This is a genomic window from Actinospica durhamensis, from assembly GCF_018139695.1.
GTDB lineage: Bacteria > Actinomycetota > Actinomycetes > Streptomycetales > Catenulisporaceae > Actinospica > Actinospica durhamensis.
Map to the genome: position 1 here is coordinate 1 of NZ_JAGSOG010000003.1, position 18,970 is coordinate 18,970.

The following is an 18,970-nucleotide window of genomic DNA, read 5'->3' on the forward strand; positions in this document are numbered from 1 at the left end:
CCCCTGTTCCCCCGCGGCCCCGCCGGGCGCGCCCGGCCGTTGCGCAGCGCGGCGCTCGCGGCCCTGTGCGCCGCGCTCGCGGCAAGCACGCTGACCGTCGGCACCGCGGCGGCCGCCGACAACGCCCAGGTGGCGCTCGTCACCGACCCGGCCGCACTGGTCGACCCGATGATCGGCACCGGGTCCGGCGGCGCGACCGTCGGGCAGGTGGACACCTATCCGGGCGCCACCGCGCCCTTCGGCATGCTGAGCTTCAGCCCTGACACCCCCTCACGGCCGGACGGCGGCGGCTACGACTACGCCGACTCCTCCACTCTCGGCTTCAGCCTGACCCACATGTCAGGGCCCGGATGCGGGGCCTTCGGCGACTTCCCGATCCTGCCCACCGTCGGCGCGATCGGCGACGACCCGATCTCCGCGACCGCGGCGCTCTCGCACAGCCAGGAGTCCGCGTCACCCGGCTCCTACGCCGTCACCCTCGACCCCGGCAGCTCCGGCGCGGTGAAGGCGAAGCTGGCCGCCACCGCGCGCACCGGCATCGCGCAGCTGTCGTATCCGTCCGGCACGTCCTCCAACGTGCTGTTCAAGATGGGCGACGCGCAGTCCGGCAACCAGTCCGCGAGCGTGCAGGTGCTCAACGACCACGAGGTCGCCGGCACCGAGACGGCCGGACAGTTCTGCGGGGCGCAGGGCACCTACCCCGTCTACTTCGCCGCCGACTTCAGCCGCTCCTTCGCCTCCTACGGCACCTGGGACACCGAGCCGACCGGCGCGAACGTCTTCACCGACCCGACCGGCTCGCTCGCCTGGAGCTACCACGAGGTCAGCAGCGGCGGCAGCACCCCGACCATCGCCGCCACCACCACGTCCGACGGCGCCAGCGCGGTCTCCTGGCAGCAGTCCGACGCGCTCGCCAACACCTGGATCCAGGCCACGCCGTCCACCCTGACCCAGGGCGCGACATACCTGGCCAGTGTCACACTGCAGGGCACCGGGGACGTCTACCTCGACTTCTACAACGGCCAGCAGGACGTGGACAGCGCCCCGGTGACCCTCACCGGCACCCCGGTCACGCTCACCATCGCCTCCACCGTGCCGACCGGAGGCATCAACGCGCCGCAGGTCCAGGTGCGTACCGCCGCCGCGGGCGCGGTCGACCTCGCGGCCTCGGACCTCTCGCTGCGCCAGGAGGCCGTCGTCACCAAGCCGGGCACGACCTCCGGCGGTTCGACGACGTCCCCGCTGGCGAGTACCTCGGGCCTGCAGTCCGGGGCGTGGGCCACCTTCGACACCACCTCGCAGTCGCAGGTCACGATGAAGGTCGCGATCTCCTACGTCAGCCAGGCCGACGCGTGGTCGAACCTCGGCGCCGAGGACTCGGGCTGGAGCGAGAGCCAGGTGGCGCAGAACACGTATGCGCAGTGGAACCGACTGCTCGATCGGATACGCGTCGGCGGCGGCACCAAGGCTCAGCAGACCGAGTTCTACACAGCCCTCTACCACGCACTGCTCGAGCCCAGCATTTTCTCGGACGACAACGGGAATTACCTGGGCTACGACAACAAGATCCACACTACGTCCCACGGCCAGGTCCAATACGCGAACTTCTCCGGCTGGGACATCTACAGATCCGAGATACCCCTACTCGCCGTGCTGGTGCCCGATGAGACCAGCCAGATGGTGACCTCGCTGCTCAACGACGAGGCGCAGGGCGGCTGGCTGCCCAAGTGGGGCTTCGCCAACGACTACACGCAGGTCATGAACGGAGACGCGGCCGACCCGATCATCGCCGAGGCGTACGCGTTCGGCGCCCGCGGCTTCGATACCGACGCCGCGCTCGCCGCCATGGTCAAGGGCGCCTCGACCGTGCAGGACAGCAGCGACCTGGGACAGGGCACGTATACCGAACGGCCGCAGCTGTCCGACTACCTCTCCCAGGGCTACATCCCCAACACCCAGGAGAGCGACCTGTCGCCGGAGGACAACGGCGCCTCCGAGACGCTCGAATACGCGAGCGCGGACTTCGCCATCGCGCAGTTCGCCGGCGACCTCGGCCGTGCCGGCACCGCCGCGACCTACCTGCAGCGCTCGCAGAACTGGACGAACATCTTCAACACCGACACCGGCTACATCCAGCCGCGTGACGCGGACGGCCAGTTCCCCGAGTTCGGCCCCACCACCGACGGCATGGGCAGCTTCGGCCAGTCCGGCTTCCAGGAGGGCAACGCGGCGCAGTACACGTGGATGGTCCCGCAGAACCTGCAGGGCCTGATCACCGCGATGGGCGGGGACGCGGCCGCGAACGCGCGGCTGGACGACTTCTTCACCCAGCTCAACGCCGGGCCCAACGAGCCCTACGAGTGGGCCGGCAACGAGCCGGCCTTCGGCACGCCGTGGATCTACGACTACACCGGCGCGCCCGCCAAGTCGCAGGCGATCGTGCACGAACTGCTCGACACGGTCTACGCCGACGATCCCGGCGGCGAACCCGGCAACGACGATCTGGGCTCGATGAGCTCCTGGTTCGTCTGGTCCAGCCTCGGCATGTTCCCGGAGACCCCCGGCACCTCCGTGCTCGCCCTCGGCGCGCCGATCTTCCCGCTGGCCGAATTCGACCTCGCCGACGGCCACCACGTCGTGCTGCACGCGAACGGAGCGTCCACGAGCACGTACGTCAGCGGCCTGAAGGTCGACGGAAAGTCCTGGTCGCAGGCCTGGCTGCCCGGCTCCGCGCTGACCGGCGCGGGCGCGGGCGAGGGCGCGGGCTACGGCGCGTCCACCCAGGGCGCGGGTGGCGGCACCCTGCACGCGGCCACCACCCAGCTCGACTTCGGCCTGAGCACCGACGCGGCCCAGACCTGGGGTACGGCAACCGCCGACGCGCCGCCGTCCTACCCGGCCGGCCCGCTCCAGTTCCCGCAAGGCCGCGAGCCGACGATCCTCGTGCCGAGCGGCGCCAACCTGCTCGGCGACACCCCGACGGCCCAGCTGAGCTGGCAGGGCCCGGTCGCGAACGGCGTCGGCTCGGTCCCGGGCACCATCACGCCCACCACCACGCCGAGCGGTGCCAGCGCCGTCGAGTGGACCGAGAGCGATGCGGCACCGAACACCTGGATCTGGACCGACCCGCCGGCCCAACTCCCGGCGGGCCAGTACTACCAGGCCCAGATCACGCTCCAGGGCACCGGTGACGTCTACATCGACTTCTGGAACGGCGAGCAAGACCTCGTCAGCGCCACCGTCACCCTGACCGGCACGCCCCAGACCCTCACCGTCCAAGGCGAGGTCCCCGAGGCCGCTTCCACCCATCTCCAGATCCGCACGGCCGACGCGGGCCCGGTCGACCTCTACGCCAGCGCCGCGACCGTCCAGCTGCTGACGCCCGAGCAGGCTGGGGGCGATAGCACCGGCTGACCGCCTTGCCCGGCCCCGCGTCCTGGCGCGGGGCCGGGCGACAGCAGGGCCCGAGACGTCCGGGCTATCGGTCGTGGTCTGCTCGGAAGATGGGCCAGCCGATCTCGGTGGCCCACTCGGCGGGGTCTGGGCTGTGCCGGGCGTCGCGCAGGTAGTACTCGCGCAACGGCCCGGCGACGCTGATCTCGTGCCGGGCGGTGTAGGCGCCCAGGACTCCGTAGGTGAGGTCGACGTCGGCCAGCGGACCGTGATGGGTGATGACCGCCAACTCCGCGCCCGGGACCACCAGGGACCCGACCCGGCCGATGGCGCGCACGGGCCCCTGCACCGGGACGAAGACCGTGGCCTGGCCGCGGTCGACCTGGAAGATCTCGCTGGAGTACAAGCCGCCGCTGGGACCGGTCGGGTCCAGGTTCTGGGCCCGGACCGCGGCGTGCAGTTCCGCCAGGGCGCCTTCCCACCACGGCAGCAGGTCGCCGCGCTCCACGTCCGCGGTGATGGCCGCGGCCGGGCAGCGCGGCACCGTGCGGTGCTCGATGGAGGCCTCGGCCGGGCGCCGCAGCAGGTTGCGCAGCGATTCCACCGCCGAGCGGGTCTGGGCCAGCTCGAGCTCCAGGCGGTCTAAGTGGGTGGCGATCAGCGCACCGCGCGCCGTCGCGTCCGTGGTGTTCAGGACGGCTCTGACGTCCGGGATGGGCATCTCGAGGTCCCGCAGCCGACGGATGACCTGGGCGGTGGGGACCTGTTCGGCGGTGTAGTAGCGGTAGCCGGTGTCGGGGTCGACGCGGTCGGGCTCCAGCAGTCCGACCTGGTGATAGTGCCGCAGCGTCTTGACGCTCAGGTGTGTCATGCGGGAGAAGTCCCCGACCGTCAATGCCTGGCTCATGGCGCCAGTATCAACCCTCCCCCTGCGGGAGGGGCAACGCACAACGCCGGTGTTGACCCTCCCGCCGCGGGAGCGGCCAGCGTGGAGACCAGGCCGCCGAAGCGGCGGCCGCACTCCCGCACCACGGAGGTTCCGCTCATGTCCGACACCACGCTGCTCCCGGTCCTGGCCGAGCACGTCCGCGCCGTCAACTCCTTCGACGAGGACGCGATCCTCGCCACCTTCGCCGAAGACGCCTTCGTCAACGACGCCCGCCGCGAGTTCCGCGGCGCCGCGGCCATCCGCCGCTGGGTCGCCAAGGAGCTCGTCGGCGACAAGGTCACCCTGGAGGTGACCGAGGTCGTGGACCACTACGGCGACCAGATCGTCCGCGCCCGCTACGACGGGCAGTACGACAAGACCAACCTGCCCGAAGAGCTGCTCATGACCAACTACTTCACCGTGTGCGACGGCAAGATCAGCTCACTGATCGTCGTCCGCAACCAACCCGGCTACTGACCGGCCGGTGCGTGGCCGGGCCGCTTCACGGCCCGGCCCACCAGCACCGTGTCGATACTCGTGATCGAGAGCGGGGCGAGATCCCAGGTGATGAAGGTGTGCAGGTCCTCGAGGTCGCGCAGCCAGACGGCGGCGCTCAGATTGGCCGGCCCGGTCAGGGCGATCACCCCGTGCACCGCCGGGTGGGCGGCCAGGGCGCGACCGGCCGCGTCCAGATGCGCGGGCGGGACCTGGCATCGACGTCTAGTCCCAGGCGGCGGGGGTCCACGATCACGTGGGTGATCAGTACGCGGTCACGCAGCAGCGCACCCAGGCGCCGTCGGACGGTGGACTCCGGGTGCCCGGTGAGTGCTGCCAGTGCGGCGGCGGTGAGTCGTGCGTCGTTCAGGAGGGCGTTCGCCAGATCCCGGTCGAGCGGGCTCAGTTCCGCTGCCGGCCTACGCGGCGTCTCGGCGGTCTCGGCGGGGGTGAGCTCGCCGCGCTCGGCCTCGGTGAGGGCGTCCAGCCTCCAGTCGGTGGCGTCCGCGTAGACGTGCAGGACCGTCTGGGCGCTGACCGAGGTGATGGCGCTGGTGGCGGGCAGTTGCCTGAACACCAGCCGGCTGCGCTGCCCGGCCTCGGCCGACAGGACGGCGGTGATCTCGTCGCCGCCGGCGGACATGTCGATGAACGCGATGTCGGGACGGGCGGCCAGGGCCGCGGTGATGGTATCGAGCTTGCCTCGCAGCACCTTGATGCGCAGCAGCATCGTCGACCCCGGGCGTTCGCGGGGCGCCGCGGCGACGACCCGGACCGCGCCGCCGCCCAGCAGTGCGGCCAGGCGTCGGTTGGCCACGCGTGCACTCAGGCCCAGGACACGGGCCGCGCGCTCCACGGTCAGCCGGCCGTCGCACTGAAGCGCCGCGATCAGCCGCCGATCGAGCTGATCCAACACCTCTGGCTCCACCTGTTCCCTCATGACCGTCATTTTCGCTCACTCTGGAGCCTCGAACCGCCGATGATGCGCACCCGCTCGCCATAGTTGAGACATCGACACCCCCCGTGATCGGAGAACCGCATGACCAACGCCGCACTCCTGCCGCCGATGACCCAGGCCGCCCGCACCCTGGGAACGTGGCTGGCGGAGCAGGAACGCCCCCGGCCGGCGCGCACCATGGCCGAGTTCAAGGATGTCTTCGACGCCGTGGACACACCTGCGGCAGCGCTGCTGCACGAGCACCTGGACCGGCTGCGCCCCGGAGTCCCGTGGGCCGAGGGCCTCTACTCCCGGCCGCTGCCCGCCGGTGAGATCTGGGTGGTGGACGTGATGGACGGAGCCGTGCAGTACCTGCAGGGCCTGTCTCAGTGGTGCGTCAGCCTCACCCTGGTCAAAGACCACGAGCCGGTGGCCGCCGTGCTGCACAGCCCCGTCCTGGGCGAGACCTACACCGCGGCGCTCGGCCACGGCGCCCACCGCGACGGCACGCCGATCTCGCCCTCGGACAAGCAGGACCTCGCGGTCACCCTGCTGGCCACCAGCCAGCCGCCGTTCATCGCCACGCAGCCCGAGGCGGCAACAGCCGCGGGACGCTCCCTGAGCGCGCTCCTGCCGATGGCCGGCGCCATCCGCAACCTCGGCCCCACCTCCTGGCAGATCGCCGACACCGCCGCGGGCCGCATCGACGCGTTCTGGCAGTACGGCCGCGACAACGAGAACCTCCTCGGCGCCGCACTGATCGCCCGAGAAGCCGGCGCGCAGGTCACCGACACCGCGGGCGCGCCGTGGAAAGCCGGATCAGACAGCTTCCTCACTGCCCCGCCCGCCCTGCACCGGCAACTGCTCCCCCTCCTCGCCGGCCATCGCTGAGAAGTCATCCCGAACTCTGCGAATGAGTGGGAATATAAGAGCATGAGCGTAGTCGACATGCTCCGAGACCGGCTGCTCGCCGTCGACTGGCAGTTCGGCATCGACGAGACCCGCGAGGAGACCAAGGCGCGGATCGCGCTGTTTCGCGAGTTCATGCGGCGCAGCGCGCCTCTCGCGGCCGGATCGGGCGCGCAGCCGGCGCCCTGGCCGTTCTTCGACGTGGCCGCCACGATCGACGCCGAGGTACGGGCGCCGGAGCAGGCGGTGGCCGAGGTCGTCGCCAAGGTGCCGCGGTACCCGGCCACGGCCGTGCGCAGAACCGCGGTGTACGCCCTGCACTATGCCGCGCTCGTCGACGGGGGCAAGGCGCCGGATCCGAGCCGCGACCCGTTCGCCCCGCTCGTGTACATGTACGAACTGGGCGGATCCTTCGCGCCCGACCACGTCGGCGGAATCCAGATCGGCGTCGCCTCGTTCGGCGTGGGCCAAGCGGCCGACTGGCTCGGGCAGCCCGCGCCGGCCGGCCTGCCCGCGTTCCCCGACCTGGCCGGCATCCGGCCCGGTTAGCCCGCGACGACGCCCGCGCCCGCGGGTGGGGGCCGTGGATCGGGACCCCGGTGAACGAATCCGCCGCCGTGGACGTACCGCGGAGCATGGGAATCTCACTGCAAAGGCGGCGGCAGGACCAGCAGTCCACCGCGGTCGAATCGCTGCTGCGGGATCCGGCCACGGCGCACGCGGCGGTGGACGCCTTCGGGCTCACGCAGCGGCCGGAGGTTCGGGCCTGGCCGTTCGTGGCGTCGGTGGGACTGCGCACGGTCACGCTGCGCTGGGCGTTCGGTTCGCTCTCCACGATCCCGGAACCGGAGGCTCCCTGGCGCGCGGGCCACGACGCGCGGGTGTGGATCGCGGATCGCGCGGAGTTGGGCGCGCAAGACGCTGCGGCTGGCGGCAATGGCGATGGCGATGGCGATCGCGATGGCGGGAACGCGACGCTGGCGGTGGGGTGGTTCGAGGAGACCGTGGTCTTCCTCAGCACCTCGCGTGCGCCGGGGCCGATCGTCGTCTCCGGCGCCGTCGGCCAGGATACGACGCTGCTGCGCGAACTCATCGCGGGTCAGTCGGGTGATCCGGAGGCGCAGGCACCCGATGACGGCGGGCCGCACGGTGCGTGGTGGCCGGTGGAGGTCGACCGCGACGCGATCATGCTGCTCGGCCTCGCGATCGCCCGGATGTTCACCGCGGAACAGGCCCGGCTGGCCTGCGAACTGATGCAGGGCACTGGTACTGCCGCGGAGGGCCGGTCCCGCCGGACGACGGTGGTCGAGCATGCGGCCGAAACGGTCGAGCAGGTCGAGCAGATCCCGCAGGAGACCCGGGACGCACGGCCGGAGGATGTCGGAGGTGCCGCGACCTCGGCGCCGGTGACAGCACCCGTACCCGAAACCGTGCCGGCGCCCGCACCCGTCCCGGTATCCGTCCCCGAACCCATGGATGCGGGGACGTCCGTGCCGGCACCCGCCGCCGCACCGGCAGCCGCACCCGCACCCGCACCCGCACCCGCACCCGCCGAAGACGACCTCGACGACTGGGCGGCCGGGTTCGCCGTGTCCAGCGCCGAGGAGACCGCGCACCACTGAGAGAGAACCGGACAACACCATGCGATTCGCCGTGACCGTTCAGGGCCGCAGCACGCCACGCCACGTGCTCGTCGGCGCGGGTCCCGACACGCCGCTCGGGCAGGCCGCGGCCGCCATCGCCGAGGCGCTCGGCGAGCCGGGAGCCGCGCTGTACCAGGGCCCGCGGATCCTCGATCCGAAGGCGCTGCTGGCCGATGCGGGGCTCTACGAGGGCGGCCGCGTCGCCTTCGCCTCGCAGGCCGACGATGCGGTGGAGCCGCCGCCGCTGCTCGAACTGCATGCCGTCTCGGGCTTCGGGGCCGGGGCGATCCACCCGCTCGCCGCCGGGCGCTACAGCGTCGGCTCGGCGCAGACGTGCGCGATCCGGATCCCCGGCGCAGCAGCGCTGGCCGCCGAGATCACGGTGACGCCGGACGGGGACGTGTCGGTATCGGCGCACGACGGCGCCGCCCTGGTCGGCGTCGTCGCCCCGCAGCCCGCTCCCGAGCCCAAGCCGCAGCGCGGCGAGCCGATCATCCCCCGACCGCGACCGCCGGTGGACTCGCCGCCGCCGGGCGCGGCGCTCGGTGCGCTGCGCTGGCCCGCCGACGCTGATCTGGTGGTGGGCGACACCGTGCTTCGCTGGGCCGAGCCGACGCCGCCGGATTCCGCGGTGCAGCCCACCCAGGACGGCGTCGGCCTCGACTTCAACCGCCCGCCGCGGATCCTCGAGCCGGTGCCGCAGAGCCGGCATCGCATTCCGAAGCGCCCGGTCTTCCGCGGGCGCAACCCGTTCCCGATGGTGATGGTGATCGCCCCGGCGGTCATGGGCGTGGGCATGGCGCTGTTCCTGCACAACCTCTTCTACAGCATGTTCGCGCTCTTCTCCCCCGTATTCGCGGTCGCCAACTGGACCACGTCGCGGCGCAGCGGGCGCAGGAACTACAAGCGGGACCTCGCCGCGTACTACGTGAGCAAGGCCGAGAAGGAGCGGGCACTCGACGCCGCGGTGCGCGCCGAACGCGTGCTGCGGCTGGAGCTGACCGCCGATCCGGCCGCCGTGCGACGGATCGCCACCGGGCCGGGCAGCCGGCTGTGGGAACGGCGCCGGCACGACCCGGACCACCTGGTACTGCGCATCGGCACCGCGGATCAGCCCTCGATGCTCGAGGTCGAGGACGCGGATCGCGGCGGGGAGTTCAACGAGCGGGTGCGCTGGAGCGTGCCGGGGATGCCGGTCGGGTTCGGGCTGGCCGATCGCGGCGTGGTGGGCCTGGCCGGGCCGCCGGAGCGGATCAGGCCCCTGGCGGGGTGGCTGCTGGCGCAGATCGCGACGCTGCACAGCCCGCACGGCGTGCGCATCGCGATCCTGACCGACCCGGACCGGGCCGCGGACTGGGAGTGGCTGCGCTGGCTGCCGCACCTGCGCTCGCCCTACGCCCCCGTGCTGCTGATCGGCAACGACCCGGAGACGGTCGGCTACCGGCTCTCCGAGCTGACCGGCACGCTCGCGCGCCGCCAGGAGGCGGCCAAGTCACCGATGGGCCGGGCCGTGTTCGCCGACCCCGACCTGGTGGTCCTGGTGGACGGCGCGCGCCGGATGCGCGACCTACCCGGCATGATGCAGCTGCTCGCCGAGGGTCCCCGGATGCGGATGTTCTTCATCTGCGTGGACGGCGAGATGCGGATGCTGCCGAAGGAGGCCACCTCCGTCGTGGTGGACGACGGCGAGCGGCTGACGCTGCGCCAGGACGGACTGCCGGAGTTCGCGGGCATCCGCCCGGACCTGGCGGACCCTGACTGGTTCGAGGAGGTGGCCCGGGCGCTCGCGCCGTTGCGCGACGCCACGATCGACGAGGGCGGCGTGCTGCCGGACCGGCTGCGGCTGACCGAGCTGCTTGGCCTGGACGCGCCGGACGCCGAGGTGATCGCGGCACGCTGGCAGGCCCGGCCGTCCTCCACGGTCGCGCAGATCGGCATGGGCTACGACGGCCCGCTGGCGATCGACCTCGCCCAGGACGGGCCGCACGCGCTGATCGGCGGCACCACCGGTTCGGGCAAGTCCGAGCTGCTGCAGACCCTGGTGGCCTCGCTGGCCGTGGCCAACCGGCCGGACGAGCTGACCTTCCTGCTCATCGACTACAAGGGCGGCTCGGCCTTCCGCGACTGCGTCGATCTGCCGCACACCCTCGGCATGGTCACCGACCTGGACGGGCATCTGGTGAACCGGGTGCTCGAGTCGCTGGCGGCCGAGTTGCGCCGCCGGGAGCGGCTGCTCGCCGAGTACGGCGCGAAGGACCAGCCGGACTATCTGGCGAAGCGCCGGCTGGAGCCGGCGATGCCGCCGCTGCCCCGGCTGCTGCTGATCGTGGACGAGTTCGCGAGCCTCGTGCGCGAGGTGCCCGAGTTCATCCCCGGCATGGTCTCGCTGGCGCAGCGGGGGCGCTCGCTGGGGATCCACCTGGTGTTGGCCACGCAGCGCCCGGCCGGCGTGGTGTCCCCGGACATCAAGGCGAACACGAACCTGCGGATCGCGCTGCGGGTGCTGGATCCGTTGGAGAGCAAGGACGTGATCGACACCGGCGACGCCGCGCTGATCCCGGCGAACCTGCCCGGGCGCGCGCTGGTGCGCCTCTCGCACCGTTCGGTCGCCGCTTTCCAGACGGCCTACAGCGGCGCGCCGTATCTCAGGGCTCAGGCTCCGGTGACTCCCGCCACCGCGGTCGAGCTGCCCTGGCTGAAGCTGGGCCGCCCCGACGAGCTGCCGCACCCGCAGCGCGGCGCCTCGGCGCCGGAAACCGAGCACGCCGCGTTCACCGAGTACGCCGAGACCGACCTGTCGATGCTGGTTCAGGCCGTGCGCCTGGCCGCGCAGGATCTGAAGATCGAGCCCCAGCCCCGCCCCTGGCTGCCCGAACTGCCCGAGCGGGTCACGCTGGCTCAGCTGCCCGCGCTCACGGTGGCCGAGGACCGGCCCGAGGTCCACGCCGAACTCCCGCCGATCACGATCGGGATCGAGGACCTGCCGTCGGTCCAGCAGCAGCGTCCGGTCACGCTGGACCTCAAGACCTTCACCCACCTCGCGATCCTGGGCACCGCCAGGTCCGGGCGGACGCAGGCGCTGCGCACCGTCGCGGGCGCGCTGGCCGAGCGGTACACGACCGCCGAGGTGCACATGTACGCCGTCGACGCGGCGGGCGGCGGCCTTTCCGTGCTCGACGCGCTGCCGCACACCGGTGCCGTGGTCGGCCGGGCGGACCTCGAACGCGTCGACCGCCTGCTCACCCGGCTCACCACCGAGCTGACCCGGCGTCAGGAGCTGCTGGCGGAGCACCACAGCAACAACCTGACGGAGCTGCGGGCCGCGATGCCCCCCGGGCCGCGCCCCGGGCACCTGCTGCTGTTCGCGGACGGCTGGGAGTCGCTGCACGCGACGATCCACGAGCACGACAACGGCCGCCTGCTCGACGACCTGTTCCGGCTGCTGCGCGAGGGGGCCGCGGCCGGGATCCACGTCGTGCTGGCCGGGGACCGGGGGCTCGCGAACGGCCGGATGAGCAACCTGATCGAGCACCGGCTGATGCTGCGGATGAGCGACAAGAACGACTTCATGCTGCTCGGCATGCGCTCGCAGGACGTGCCGACCCGGGTCAGTCCCGGACGTGCCTGGCAGTCCGGGCAGCTGGTCGAGATGCAGATCGCGCTGCTCGACGACGACCCGTCGGGGCAGGCCCAGGCCGAGGCGCTGCGCCGGATCGGCCGCACCGCGCAGCAGCGCGACGCCGGCACGCTCGCCGTCAACCGCCCGTTCACCGTGGGCAAGCTGCCGCTCGGGATCGACTTCGCCGCGGCGTACCGGCAGCTGCCGGAGGCGAAGCCGCTGGTCGGGCTGATCGGCATCGGCGCGGACGAGACGGGTCCGGTGACGGTGGACTTCTCCGGGCGCGGCTACGCGTTCGTGGTGGCCGGACCGAGCGGCAGCGGGCGCTCGAACACCCTCGCCACCCTGGCGATCTCGCTGCTGGCCTCCCGTACCAGGCTGCTGATCGTCACGCCCAGGGAGTCGCCGCTGCGCCGCCTGGCCGCAGATCCGCAGGTGCGGGTGCTGGCGCACGCCCAGCCGGACGGCCGGGACATCGAGGCCGCGCTCGAGGAGCTCGGCGGGCCCTGTGTGGTGCTGGTCGACGACGTGGACCTGCTCGCCCACGTCCTGGGCGTGGACGGCGCGCTGCGCACCGTGATCAGGACCGGCCGGGACCGCGGCATCGGCCTCGCCCTGGCCGGCTCCGCCGAGGTGTTCCTGCAGAACCCCGGCACCTGGATCGCCGAGGCGCGCCGCTCACGGCAGGGCGTGCTGCTGCAGCCGCAGTCGCTCAACGAGGGCGACCTGATCGGGGGCCGCCTGCCGTTGGAGATCGTGCGGCGCCCGCTCAAGCTCGGCCGCGGCTATGTCGCGCATCCGGCGACCGGAGCGGCGACCGCGGTCGCGCTTCCGGTGACGGAGCTCAAGGGCGGCGACGGGGACTGACCCGCGGTCAGCGGCGCGCGGAGACGGCCAGGGCACTGCGAAGGAGCCTGCCCTGGCCGCCGCGCCAGAGGAAGGCGCCGTCGTCCTGCTTGGGCCACAGCAGGTAGTGCATGCTGCCGAACACGAGGTCCTGCCCGTCGCGGCGCAGGGCCAGCTTCGCGGACTGACCGCCGTCGAGGTGGTAGACGTGCTCGGCGTCCAGGCCGTCCGCTTCGATCAGGCTCGCCGTCTCGGAGCAGGAGACGCCCTGAAAGTGCCGTACCAGGGGCGCGCCGTCGAGCACGCGCAGGTGGAGCACGTCGCCGGCCAGGCCGATCAGGGTTCGTGCATAGCGGGCGCCGGGCAGGAACGGCGAAAGGCCCAGGGACGCGTCGTACCCGGCGAGGGTCCCGCCTCGGGCCGCGGTGGCCACGCTGGGGCCGATGGAGAAGCCTGATGCGATCGCGGCGGCCGGCAGGCCGTCGACGGTGAGGATCTCGACCGGGTCGCCCGGACGCACCTGGCCCGCGCGGCCGCGCAGGATGAAGGAGCCCTCGAACAGGTCGGCGCCCCCGCCGGGAACCACCGCGGCGACCACGTGCCTCTTGCCGTCCAGGGCGATGACCAGATCGACGTCGCCCGCCTCGCCCGGCGGCGTCCGGTTCGCCGCGCGGTCCACGCCGGCAGCAGCGCCACGCGCGCGGCCTCGGCGTACTCGACGCGGCAGTTGGCGGCTCCGTAGACGCTCAGGCTTCCCTCGTCCGCCGGCAGCGCGGGGGTCTTCGAGCCGATCCAGGCATACTCGCGCTCACCGATGCGCAGGGTGCCGCGGGCATCGAGCTCACGCAGCTGGACGCCGCCGTCCTGCCCGACGATGAATGCGGGCTTCGCGACCGTCGGCAAGGACACGGTGATCCCGTCGCGGGCGCAGAAGTCGAGACAGGGATCTGCCGGTTCGTACTCGAAGTCGTCGGAGATGAAGGAGAACGAGCCGTTGACGGCCGCGATCATGCGGTCCGCGCCGTCCATCAGGTCCGTGAGGTAGAAGCCCGCCGTGCTGCTGTGCACGCCCACCGTGGCCCGCCGCGTGTCCACGGCCAGCTCGTACGCGTTGGTGAAGCGGCCGTCCTCGAGCTCGATCGTCCGCGCGGTGAACGTGACGCCGGGCGCGGCCTCCAGCCGACAGGGGCTCAGCCGGATGGCGAACGGCGACTGATCCTTCGCCACCGATTCCACGTCGACGATCCGTGACCCGAACGAGCCGCGCAGTTCGACCGCGTCCTCGCCACGGGCCGCGTAGGCGAGGCCGTCCGGGCCGAACAGCGGCGTCGGCGGCGGTTCGGACGCGTGCGCGGGATCGTCGTCGTGCGGCTGCGGATGGGTCTCGAGCTCGGCGAGCAGGGCGCCGCCATCGGCGAACCTCTGCCCGGGATCGGGCCGGAGGCAGCGGGTGACGATGCCGGCGAGGGCGCTCGGTGTGCCAGGGGGCAGTGACACCTCCGGCGACGGCAGCACGCCGGTGAGGGCCTGGAACATCAGGATCCCGAGACAGTAGACGTCGCTGGCCGGACCGATCACGCCGCCGGCCGTGTGCTCGGGGCTCAGATAGCCGACGGTGCCGATGCAGTGGGCGTCGCCCGGGTCCTGCTCCGACACCCGGTGCGCGAGGCCGGGGTCCATGACGCAGTAGTCGCCGCCCGCGCGCTGCCTCACGTTGCCCGGGTTCAGGTCGCGGTGCACGATCCCCTGGGCGTGCAGGGCGGCGAGCGCCTCGGCGAGATGCGCGAGCAGCCGGGCCGCGCGACCGGGCGGCCACGGCGTGCCCAGGAGCTTGTCCAGATCCGTGCCGTCGAGCAGTTCCTCGACCCAGGCGACCCCGTACGGCAGCGCTCCGCCGTAACGCAGTTCCCGCATACCGTCGAGCATGCGCACCAGGCGCGGCGAGTCCACCGCCGCGAGTACCGCGGTCTCCCGGCGCGCGCGGTCCAGCACCGCGGCGTAGGCCGGGCCGGGCGGAGCGAACATCGCCTTGACCGCCACGGCCCGGCCCCCGCGCAGCGCGCGCAGCACGAACTTCTGCCCGCCGCGGGCCAGCGGGATCAGCTCGGTCACGCCCAGGGCCCCGGCCAGGTCGGCGAAGACCGCCTCGGACGAGTCCGGCATCATGGCCCGGCCTCGGCTCAGCTGCTGGACGGGTTCGCGACGTTGTACGCCAGCTTGCCGTCCATCGACTGCAGGTTGGAGACCAGGCTGTTGAACATCGAGGCGAAGCTGTTGATCGCCTGCACACACTGCACGGCCGAGGTGTTGAAGGTCTCGTACTGGGCCCAGATCGCCGGGCTGGTCTGCATCATGTAGAGGCCGCCGCCGTCTTGGAGCAGCGCGTCGACCTTGTTGTAGAGCGTCGTGAGCTCCGGCGAGATGGTGTTGTTGGCCGCGTTGTTGAGCAGGGCGGCGGCCTGGGTGATGTTGTCGTAATTGATATCGATGTCGGGCATGGCGGTCGCTTTCTCTCGGTGGTGGCGCTCTAGTAGTTCGCGGCGGGCAGCGCGTCGGAGCCGTCGCCGTTGCTCGAGGAGTCGGGCGGCGTGGTGTCCACCCACGAGGAGTTCCAGTCCGCGCGGGTGTAGGTGGTGGTCGTGTTGGACGAGCTGTTGAGATCCGTCATCGTGGCGTTGCCGTTGGTGTCGGTGGCCACGGTGATCGTGTCGGTCGAGCCGTCCGGGTTGTTCACGACCTGGGTGTAGTTCTGCACCGGCGAGCCGTGGGTGCCCCAGCCCTGGTCGGCCTGGAACGTGGTGGTCTCGCTGTAGGTCATGCCGTTGACGGTCACGGTGGTGGTCTCCGAGGAGAACACGACGTTCGTCGCGTGCGTCGACTTCTGGTCCGACGGGACGTTCGCGTCGGTCATGGTGGTGAACGTGGTCGACGCGTTGTTCCCGCTGGCGAGCACGTACGGGCTGGCCGGGGCGGTCGGCTCGGGCTCGGTGAAGGTGTTGCCGGCCGCCTCGGTCGCGGCCTTGTCCTTGTACCACTGGTCCAGCGCGGCCGGGTAGCGCAGCACCGCGGACATCGCGGAGCTCATGTTCAGCCCCGCCGCCTGGGACGCGTCGGTCTCCATGAAGCTGTCCGCGACGCCCTTGAAGTACCCGGCCATCTTGTCCAGCGCGTCCATCGCGTTGGACATGTCGGTGGCCCAGGACTCGTAGAAGCGGCCGAGCGCCATGTACAGGGTCCCGCTGGGGCCGAGCTCGGAGTTGTTCGAGTTGCTGGCGCCGGGCACCTGGTAGACCACGCCGCGGCCGACGGACCTGGCCGCGTTCTTGATCTTGTCGATCTCGGGCGACAGGGCTTTGATGTCGTCCGCCGCCTCGTTCAGCAGGCTGTAGTCGACGACGAGTGTCTGGTAGGTGTAGCTTCCACCGCTCTCGCTCATCTCCGGCCCTCCGCTCCCGCCGCCGTGCTCGTGTTCCGCTCAGTGGGTACGGGCGGGAGCGGCGGAACGTTCACCCGTCCGAAACAGCACTCGCGGGACTCAGCCGCAGGCGCCCCGGCAGACGACCTCGGTCAGACAGCGCCGCTCGCAGCCGACCGCGGCGCGCACCGCCCGCAGCCCGTGGTGCACCCGGGATTTCACGGTCCCCTCGGGCACGCCGAGCGCGGTGGCGGCCTCGGGCACCGTACGGTCCATCAGATAGACCTGGACCAGGGCGGTCCGATGCACCTCGCTGAGCTCGCGCAGCGCCCCGACCACGATGGCGCGGTCGAGCACGCGCTTGTACGGCTCGGCCGGCTCCACGGCCTCGTCCAGGGGCTCGGGCTCGGTCTCCAGCGGACGCACCACCCGCGCCCGGAAGCGGTCGATCGCGATGCGCCGGGCGACGGTGAACAGCCAGGGGCGCAGGGTCTGCGGGTCGGCGTTGAGGGTCTCGAGGTTGCGCCAGGCGCGCACCATCGTCTCCTGCATCAGGTCCTCCGCGGCCTGCAGGTCCCCGTGGGTCCAGTTCAGCAGGGTGCGCAGCAGCGCGGCGGAGTGCAGATGGTAGATCGTGCGCATCCGGGCGGAGGCGTGCGCAGCCGACGCAGGGGGCCGCTGCCCGGCGCAGAGATCGATCACCATGACCAGCACAGTAGCTGTTCCGGAACCCCGGTACCAGCGGCCACAAGGCTGCGACCTGCGATTAAGCAAGAATTGACGCAGTGTTCATATATGCAGCGGGCCCAGTTCGCCCGCGGCGTCGCCGGGGCGCCCCCGGGTGTTCGTTCCGCGTTCACCGGTGAACGACGCGGCCCGCCCGGACGTAGCCGTAACCGTGGACATGTCAGGAAGCACCGCCGCGCGCACCGGGCCCGTGATGAGCCTGCTCGCCTCGGCCTCGGACGGCGCGGTCGTCGAGATCCCCGCGGGCAGCTACCGGGAGCAGCTCTCGATCGCGCGGCCGGTCACCCTGGTCGCGGCCGAGGGCCCCGGCTCCGTCACGATCGCGCTCGAGCGGCCGTGCGCGGTGCGCGCGGACACCGAGATGCGCGGCCTGACCATCGAGGGCGCGGGGCTGATGGCCGGGGGCGAGGTCCGGCTGAAGCTGAGCGACTGCGTCGTGCGCGGGGCGGCCACCACGGGCGTGGGCCTGCGCGACGACGCGCGGCTGCGGGCGGAACGGAGCCGGATCACCAGCGTGGACGGCAACGGGCTGTTCCTCGGCGGCAACGCGACGGCCCGGCTCTCGGGCTGCGAGCTCGGCGAGAGCGCGTTCAGCGCCGTGCACCTCGCCGGGCACGCCGACCTCGAACTCGAGGACTGCGTCGTGTCCGCCAGCCGCGAGCACGGGGTGCGCGCGACCGAGGCCTCCTCGCTGCGGATCGACGGCGGCACGATCCGGGGCAGCGGGCTGAGCGGGATCAGCGCGGAGACCACCGGCCGGGTCGTGCTCAGCGGCTGCACCGTGCACGGGACCGAACGGGCCGGGATCCTGGTCGGCGCCGGCACGACGGCGCGGATCGAGCACTGCCGGATCGAGGAGGCGGGCGGCTCCGCGCTGGTGGTGTGGACCGGGGCGACGGCCCGGGCCCGCGGCGTGGTGGTAGCCGGGGCCGGGAAGAACGGGGTCTTCTTCGCCGCGGACGCGCACGGCGAGTTCGAGGACTGCGAGATCTCGGGGACGGCCTATCCCGCGGTGCACGTGGGCGAGCGCGCCGATCCGGTGCTGCGCTCGCTGCACATCCACGACGTGGATCAGGACCTGGACATCACCGCGACGGCGCGGCCGAGGCTCGAGGGGGTGCGGGTGAGCCAGGTGACCGTCTCCACCCTGCCGGCGCCGGAGCGCGGCGAGGCGCGGCAGGAGCCGGCCAGGACCCTCGATGAGCTCATCGCCCAACTCAACAGCCTGATCGGCCTGGACTCGGTCAAGCGCGACGTCACCGCGATGATCAACGTGATGCGGCTGGCCAGGCGGCGGATCGAGCTCGGACTGCCGCCGCCACCGACGAACCGGCACCTGGTGTTCGCCGGGAACCCCGGCACCGGCAAGACCACGGTGGCCCGGCTCTACGGCAAGATCCTGCACGCGCTCGGCATGATCGAGCACGGGCACCTGGTGGAGACCGACCGCGGCATGCTGGTCGGCGAGTACGTCGGCCACACCGCGCCGAAGACCACCGCCGTGTTCCGCAAGGCGCTCGGCGGCGTGCTGTTCATCGACGAGGCCTACTCCCTCGCCCCGGTCGGCGGCGGCAACGACTTCGGCCAGGAGGCGGTCGCCACGCTGGTGAAGCTGATGGAGGACCACCGCGACGAGGTGGTGGTCATCGTGGCCGGATACCCCGGCGACATGCGGCGCTTCATCGACTCCAACCCCGGTCTCGCCTCCCGCTTCACCCGGACGCTGCTGTTCGACGACTACTCCGCCGACCAGCTCGCCGAGATCGTGCGCAACCAGGTCGTCGAGCACCGCTACGAGCTCGGCCCCGGGACCGACGCGGCGATCATCCGCTTCTTCGCCTCGCAGCGGCGCGAGGCCGGCTTCGGCAACGGGCGTTCGGCGCGGCAGCTGTTCCAGACCCTCACCGAGCGGCACGCGCAGCGCACGGCCCTGATCGCCGAGCCGACGGCGCCGGACCTGATCGTGCTGCTGCCCGACGACGTGCCCGGCACACCGACACCGCCGGAGGCCGACGGGCGATGAACTCAGAACCCTCCC

General features: G+C 72.1%; 15 protein-coding genes. 7 read left to right on the forward strand and 8 right to left on the reverse strand.

The genetic code is table 11. The features are described from left to right. A partial coding sequence (locus tag KDL01_RS00985; protein ID WP_212526347.1) for a GH92 family glycosyl hydrolase occupies positions 1–3,414 on the forward strand: 3,414 nt, incomplete at its 5' end. 64 nt (positions 3,415–3,478) lie between these two features. Here KDL01_RS00985 and KDL01_RS00990 read toward each other — a convergent pair. Continuing rightward, positions 3,479–4,300 (reverse strand): MerR family transcriptional regulator, encoded by an 822-nt coding sequence (locus KDL01_RS00990; RefSeq protein ID WP_212526348.1) that lies wholly within the window; start codon positions 4,298–4,300, stop codon positions 3,479–3,481. Between the two features lie 138 nt (positions 4,301–4,438). Here KDL01_RS00990 and KDL01_RS00995 point away from each other — a divergent pair, with 138 nt between their 5' ends. After that, positions 4,439–4,798 (forward strand): nuclear transport factor 2 family protein, encoded by a 360-nt coding sequence (locus tag KDL01_RS00995; protein WP_212526349.1) that lies wholly within the window; start codon positions 4,439–4,441, stop codon positions 4,796–4,798. Here the strand turns inward: KDL01_RS00995 and KDL01_RS01000 are convergent. Then, a complete protein-coding gene (locus tag KDL01_RS01000) occupies positions 4,792–4,965 on the reverse strand; it encodes a hypothetical protein (RefSeq protein WP_307846003.1) in 174 nt (57 codons plus the stop codon). The genes KDL01_RS00995 and KDL01_RS01000 overlap by 7 nt on opposite strands. Further along, the gene (locus KDL01_RS01005; RefSeq protein ID WP_212526350.1) at positions 4,962–5,756 is read right to left on the reverse strand and encodes an Lrp/AsnC family transcriptional regulator; all 795 of its coding nucleotides are present in this window, start codon (positions 5,754–5,756) and stop codon (positions 4,962–4,964) included. The genes KDL01_RS01000 and KDL01_RS01005 overlap by 4 nt, the downstream gene beginning before the upstream one ends. 99 nt (positions 5,757–5,855) lie before the next feature. Between KDL01_RS01005 and KDL01_RS01010 the strand changes: the two genes are divergently transcribed. From KDL01_RS01010 to KDL01_RS45030, 4 genes are all read left to right on the forward strand, one after another. Further along, positions 5,856–6,644, forward strand: a complete 789-nt coding sequence (locus tag KDL01_RS01010; protein WP_212526351.1) for an inositol monophosphatase family protein — start codon at positions 5,856–5,858, stop codon at positions 6,642–6,644. A gap of 42 nt (positions 6,645–6,686) precedes the next feature. After that, positions 6,687–7,211: a hypothetical protein gene (locus KDL01_RS01015; protein WP_212526352.1), complete on the forward strand. Its 525-nt coding sequence runs from the start codon at positions 6,687–6,689 to the stop codon at positions 7,209–7,211. Positions 7,212–7,387: 176 nt separating this feature from the next. After that, positions 7,388–8,284: a hypothetical protein gene (locus KDL01_RS01020; RefSeq protein WP_212526353.1), complete on the forward strand. Its 897-nt coding sequence runs from the start codon at positions 7,388–7,390 to the stop codon at positions 8,282–8,284. A gap of 31 nt (positions 8,285–8,315) precedes the next feature. Next, a complete protein-coding gene (locus KDL01_RS45030) occupies positions 8,316–12,791 on the forward strand; it encodes an FtsK/SpoIIIE domain-containing protein (RefSeq protein WP_212526354.1) in 4,476 nt (1,491 codons plus the stop codon). Positions 12,792–12,798: 7 nt separating this feature from the next. Here KDL01_RS45030 and KDL01_RS01030 read toward each other — a convergent pair whose 3' ends face one another. From KDL01_RS01030 to KDL01_RS01050, 5 genes are all read right to left on the reverse strand, one after another. Beyond that, positions 12,799–13,203, reverse strand: a complete 405-nt coding sequence (locus tag KDL01_RS01030) for a phosphodiester glycosidase family protein (protein ID WP_212526355.1) — start codon at positions 13,201–13,203, stop codon at positions 12,799–12,801. After that, positions 13,107–14,936, reverse strand: a complete 1,830-nt coding sequence (locus KDL01_RS01035) for a protein kinase domain-containing protein (protein WP_212526356.1) — start codon at positions 14,934–14,936, stop codon at positions 13,107–13,109. Before KDL01_RS01035 ends, KDL01_RS01030 begins: the two co-directional genes overlap by 97 nt. Positions 14,937–14,950: 14 nt before the next feature. Continuing rightward, the gene (locus KDL01_RS01040; protein WP_212526357.1) at positions 14,951–15,268 is read right to left on the reverse strand and encodes a hypothetical protein; all 318 of its coding nucleotides are present in this window, start codon (positions 15,266–15,268) and stop codon (positions 14,951–14,953) included. A 29-nt stretch (positions 15,269–15,297) separates the two neighbouring features. Then, complete coding sequence (locus KDL01_RS01045; protein ID WP_212526358.1) at positions 15,298–16,206, reverse strand: hypothetical protein; 909 nt, start codon at positions 16,204–16,206, stop codon at positions 15,298–15,300. 99 nt (positions 16,207–16,305) lie between these two features. Then, positions 16,306–16,890, reverse strand: coding sequence for a sigma-70 family RNA polymerase sigma factor (locus KDL01_RS01050; RefSeq protein ID WP_212526359.1), 585 nt, complete (start codon positions 16,888–16,890; stop codon positions 16,306–16,308). A gap of 199 nt (positions 16,891–17,089) precedes the next feature. Here KDL01_RS01050 and KDL01_RS01055 point away from each other — a divergent pair, with 199 nt between their 5' ends. Continuing rightward, entirely contained in the window at positions 17,090–18,955 is a 1,866-nt protein-coding gene (locus KDL01_RS01055) for a right-handed parallel beta-helix repeat-containing protein (protein ID WP_212526360.1), read from the forward strand. Positions 18,956–18,970: the final 15 nt, after the last annotated feature.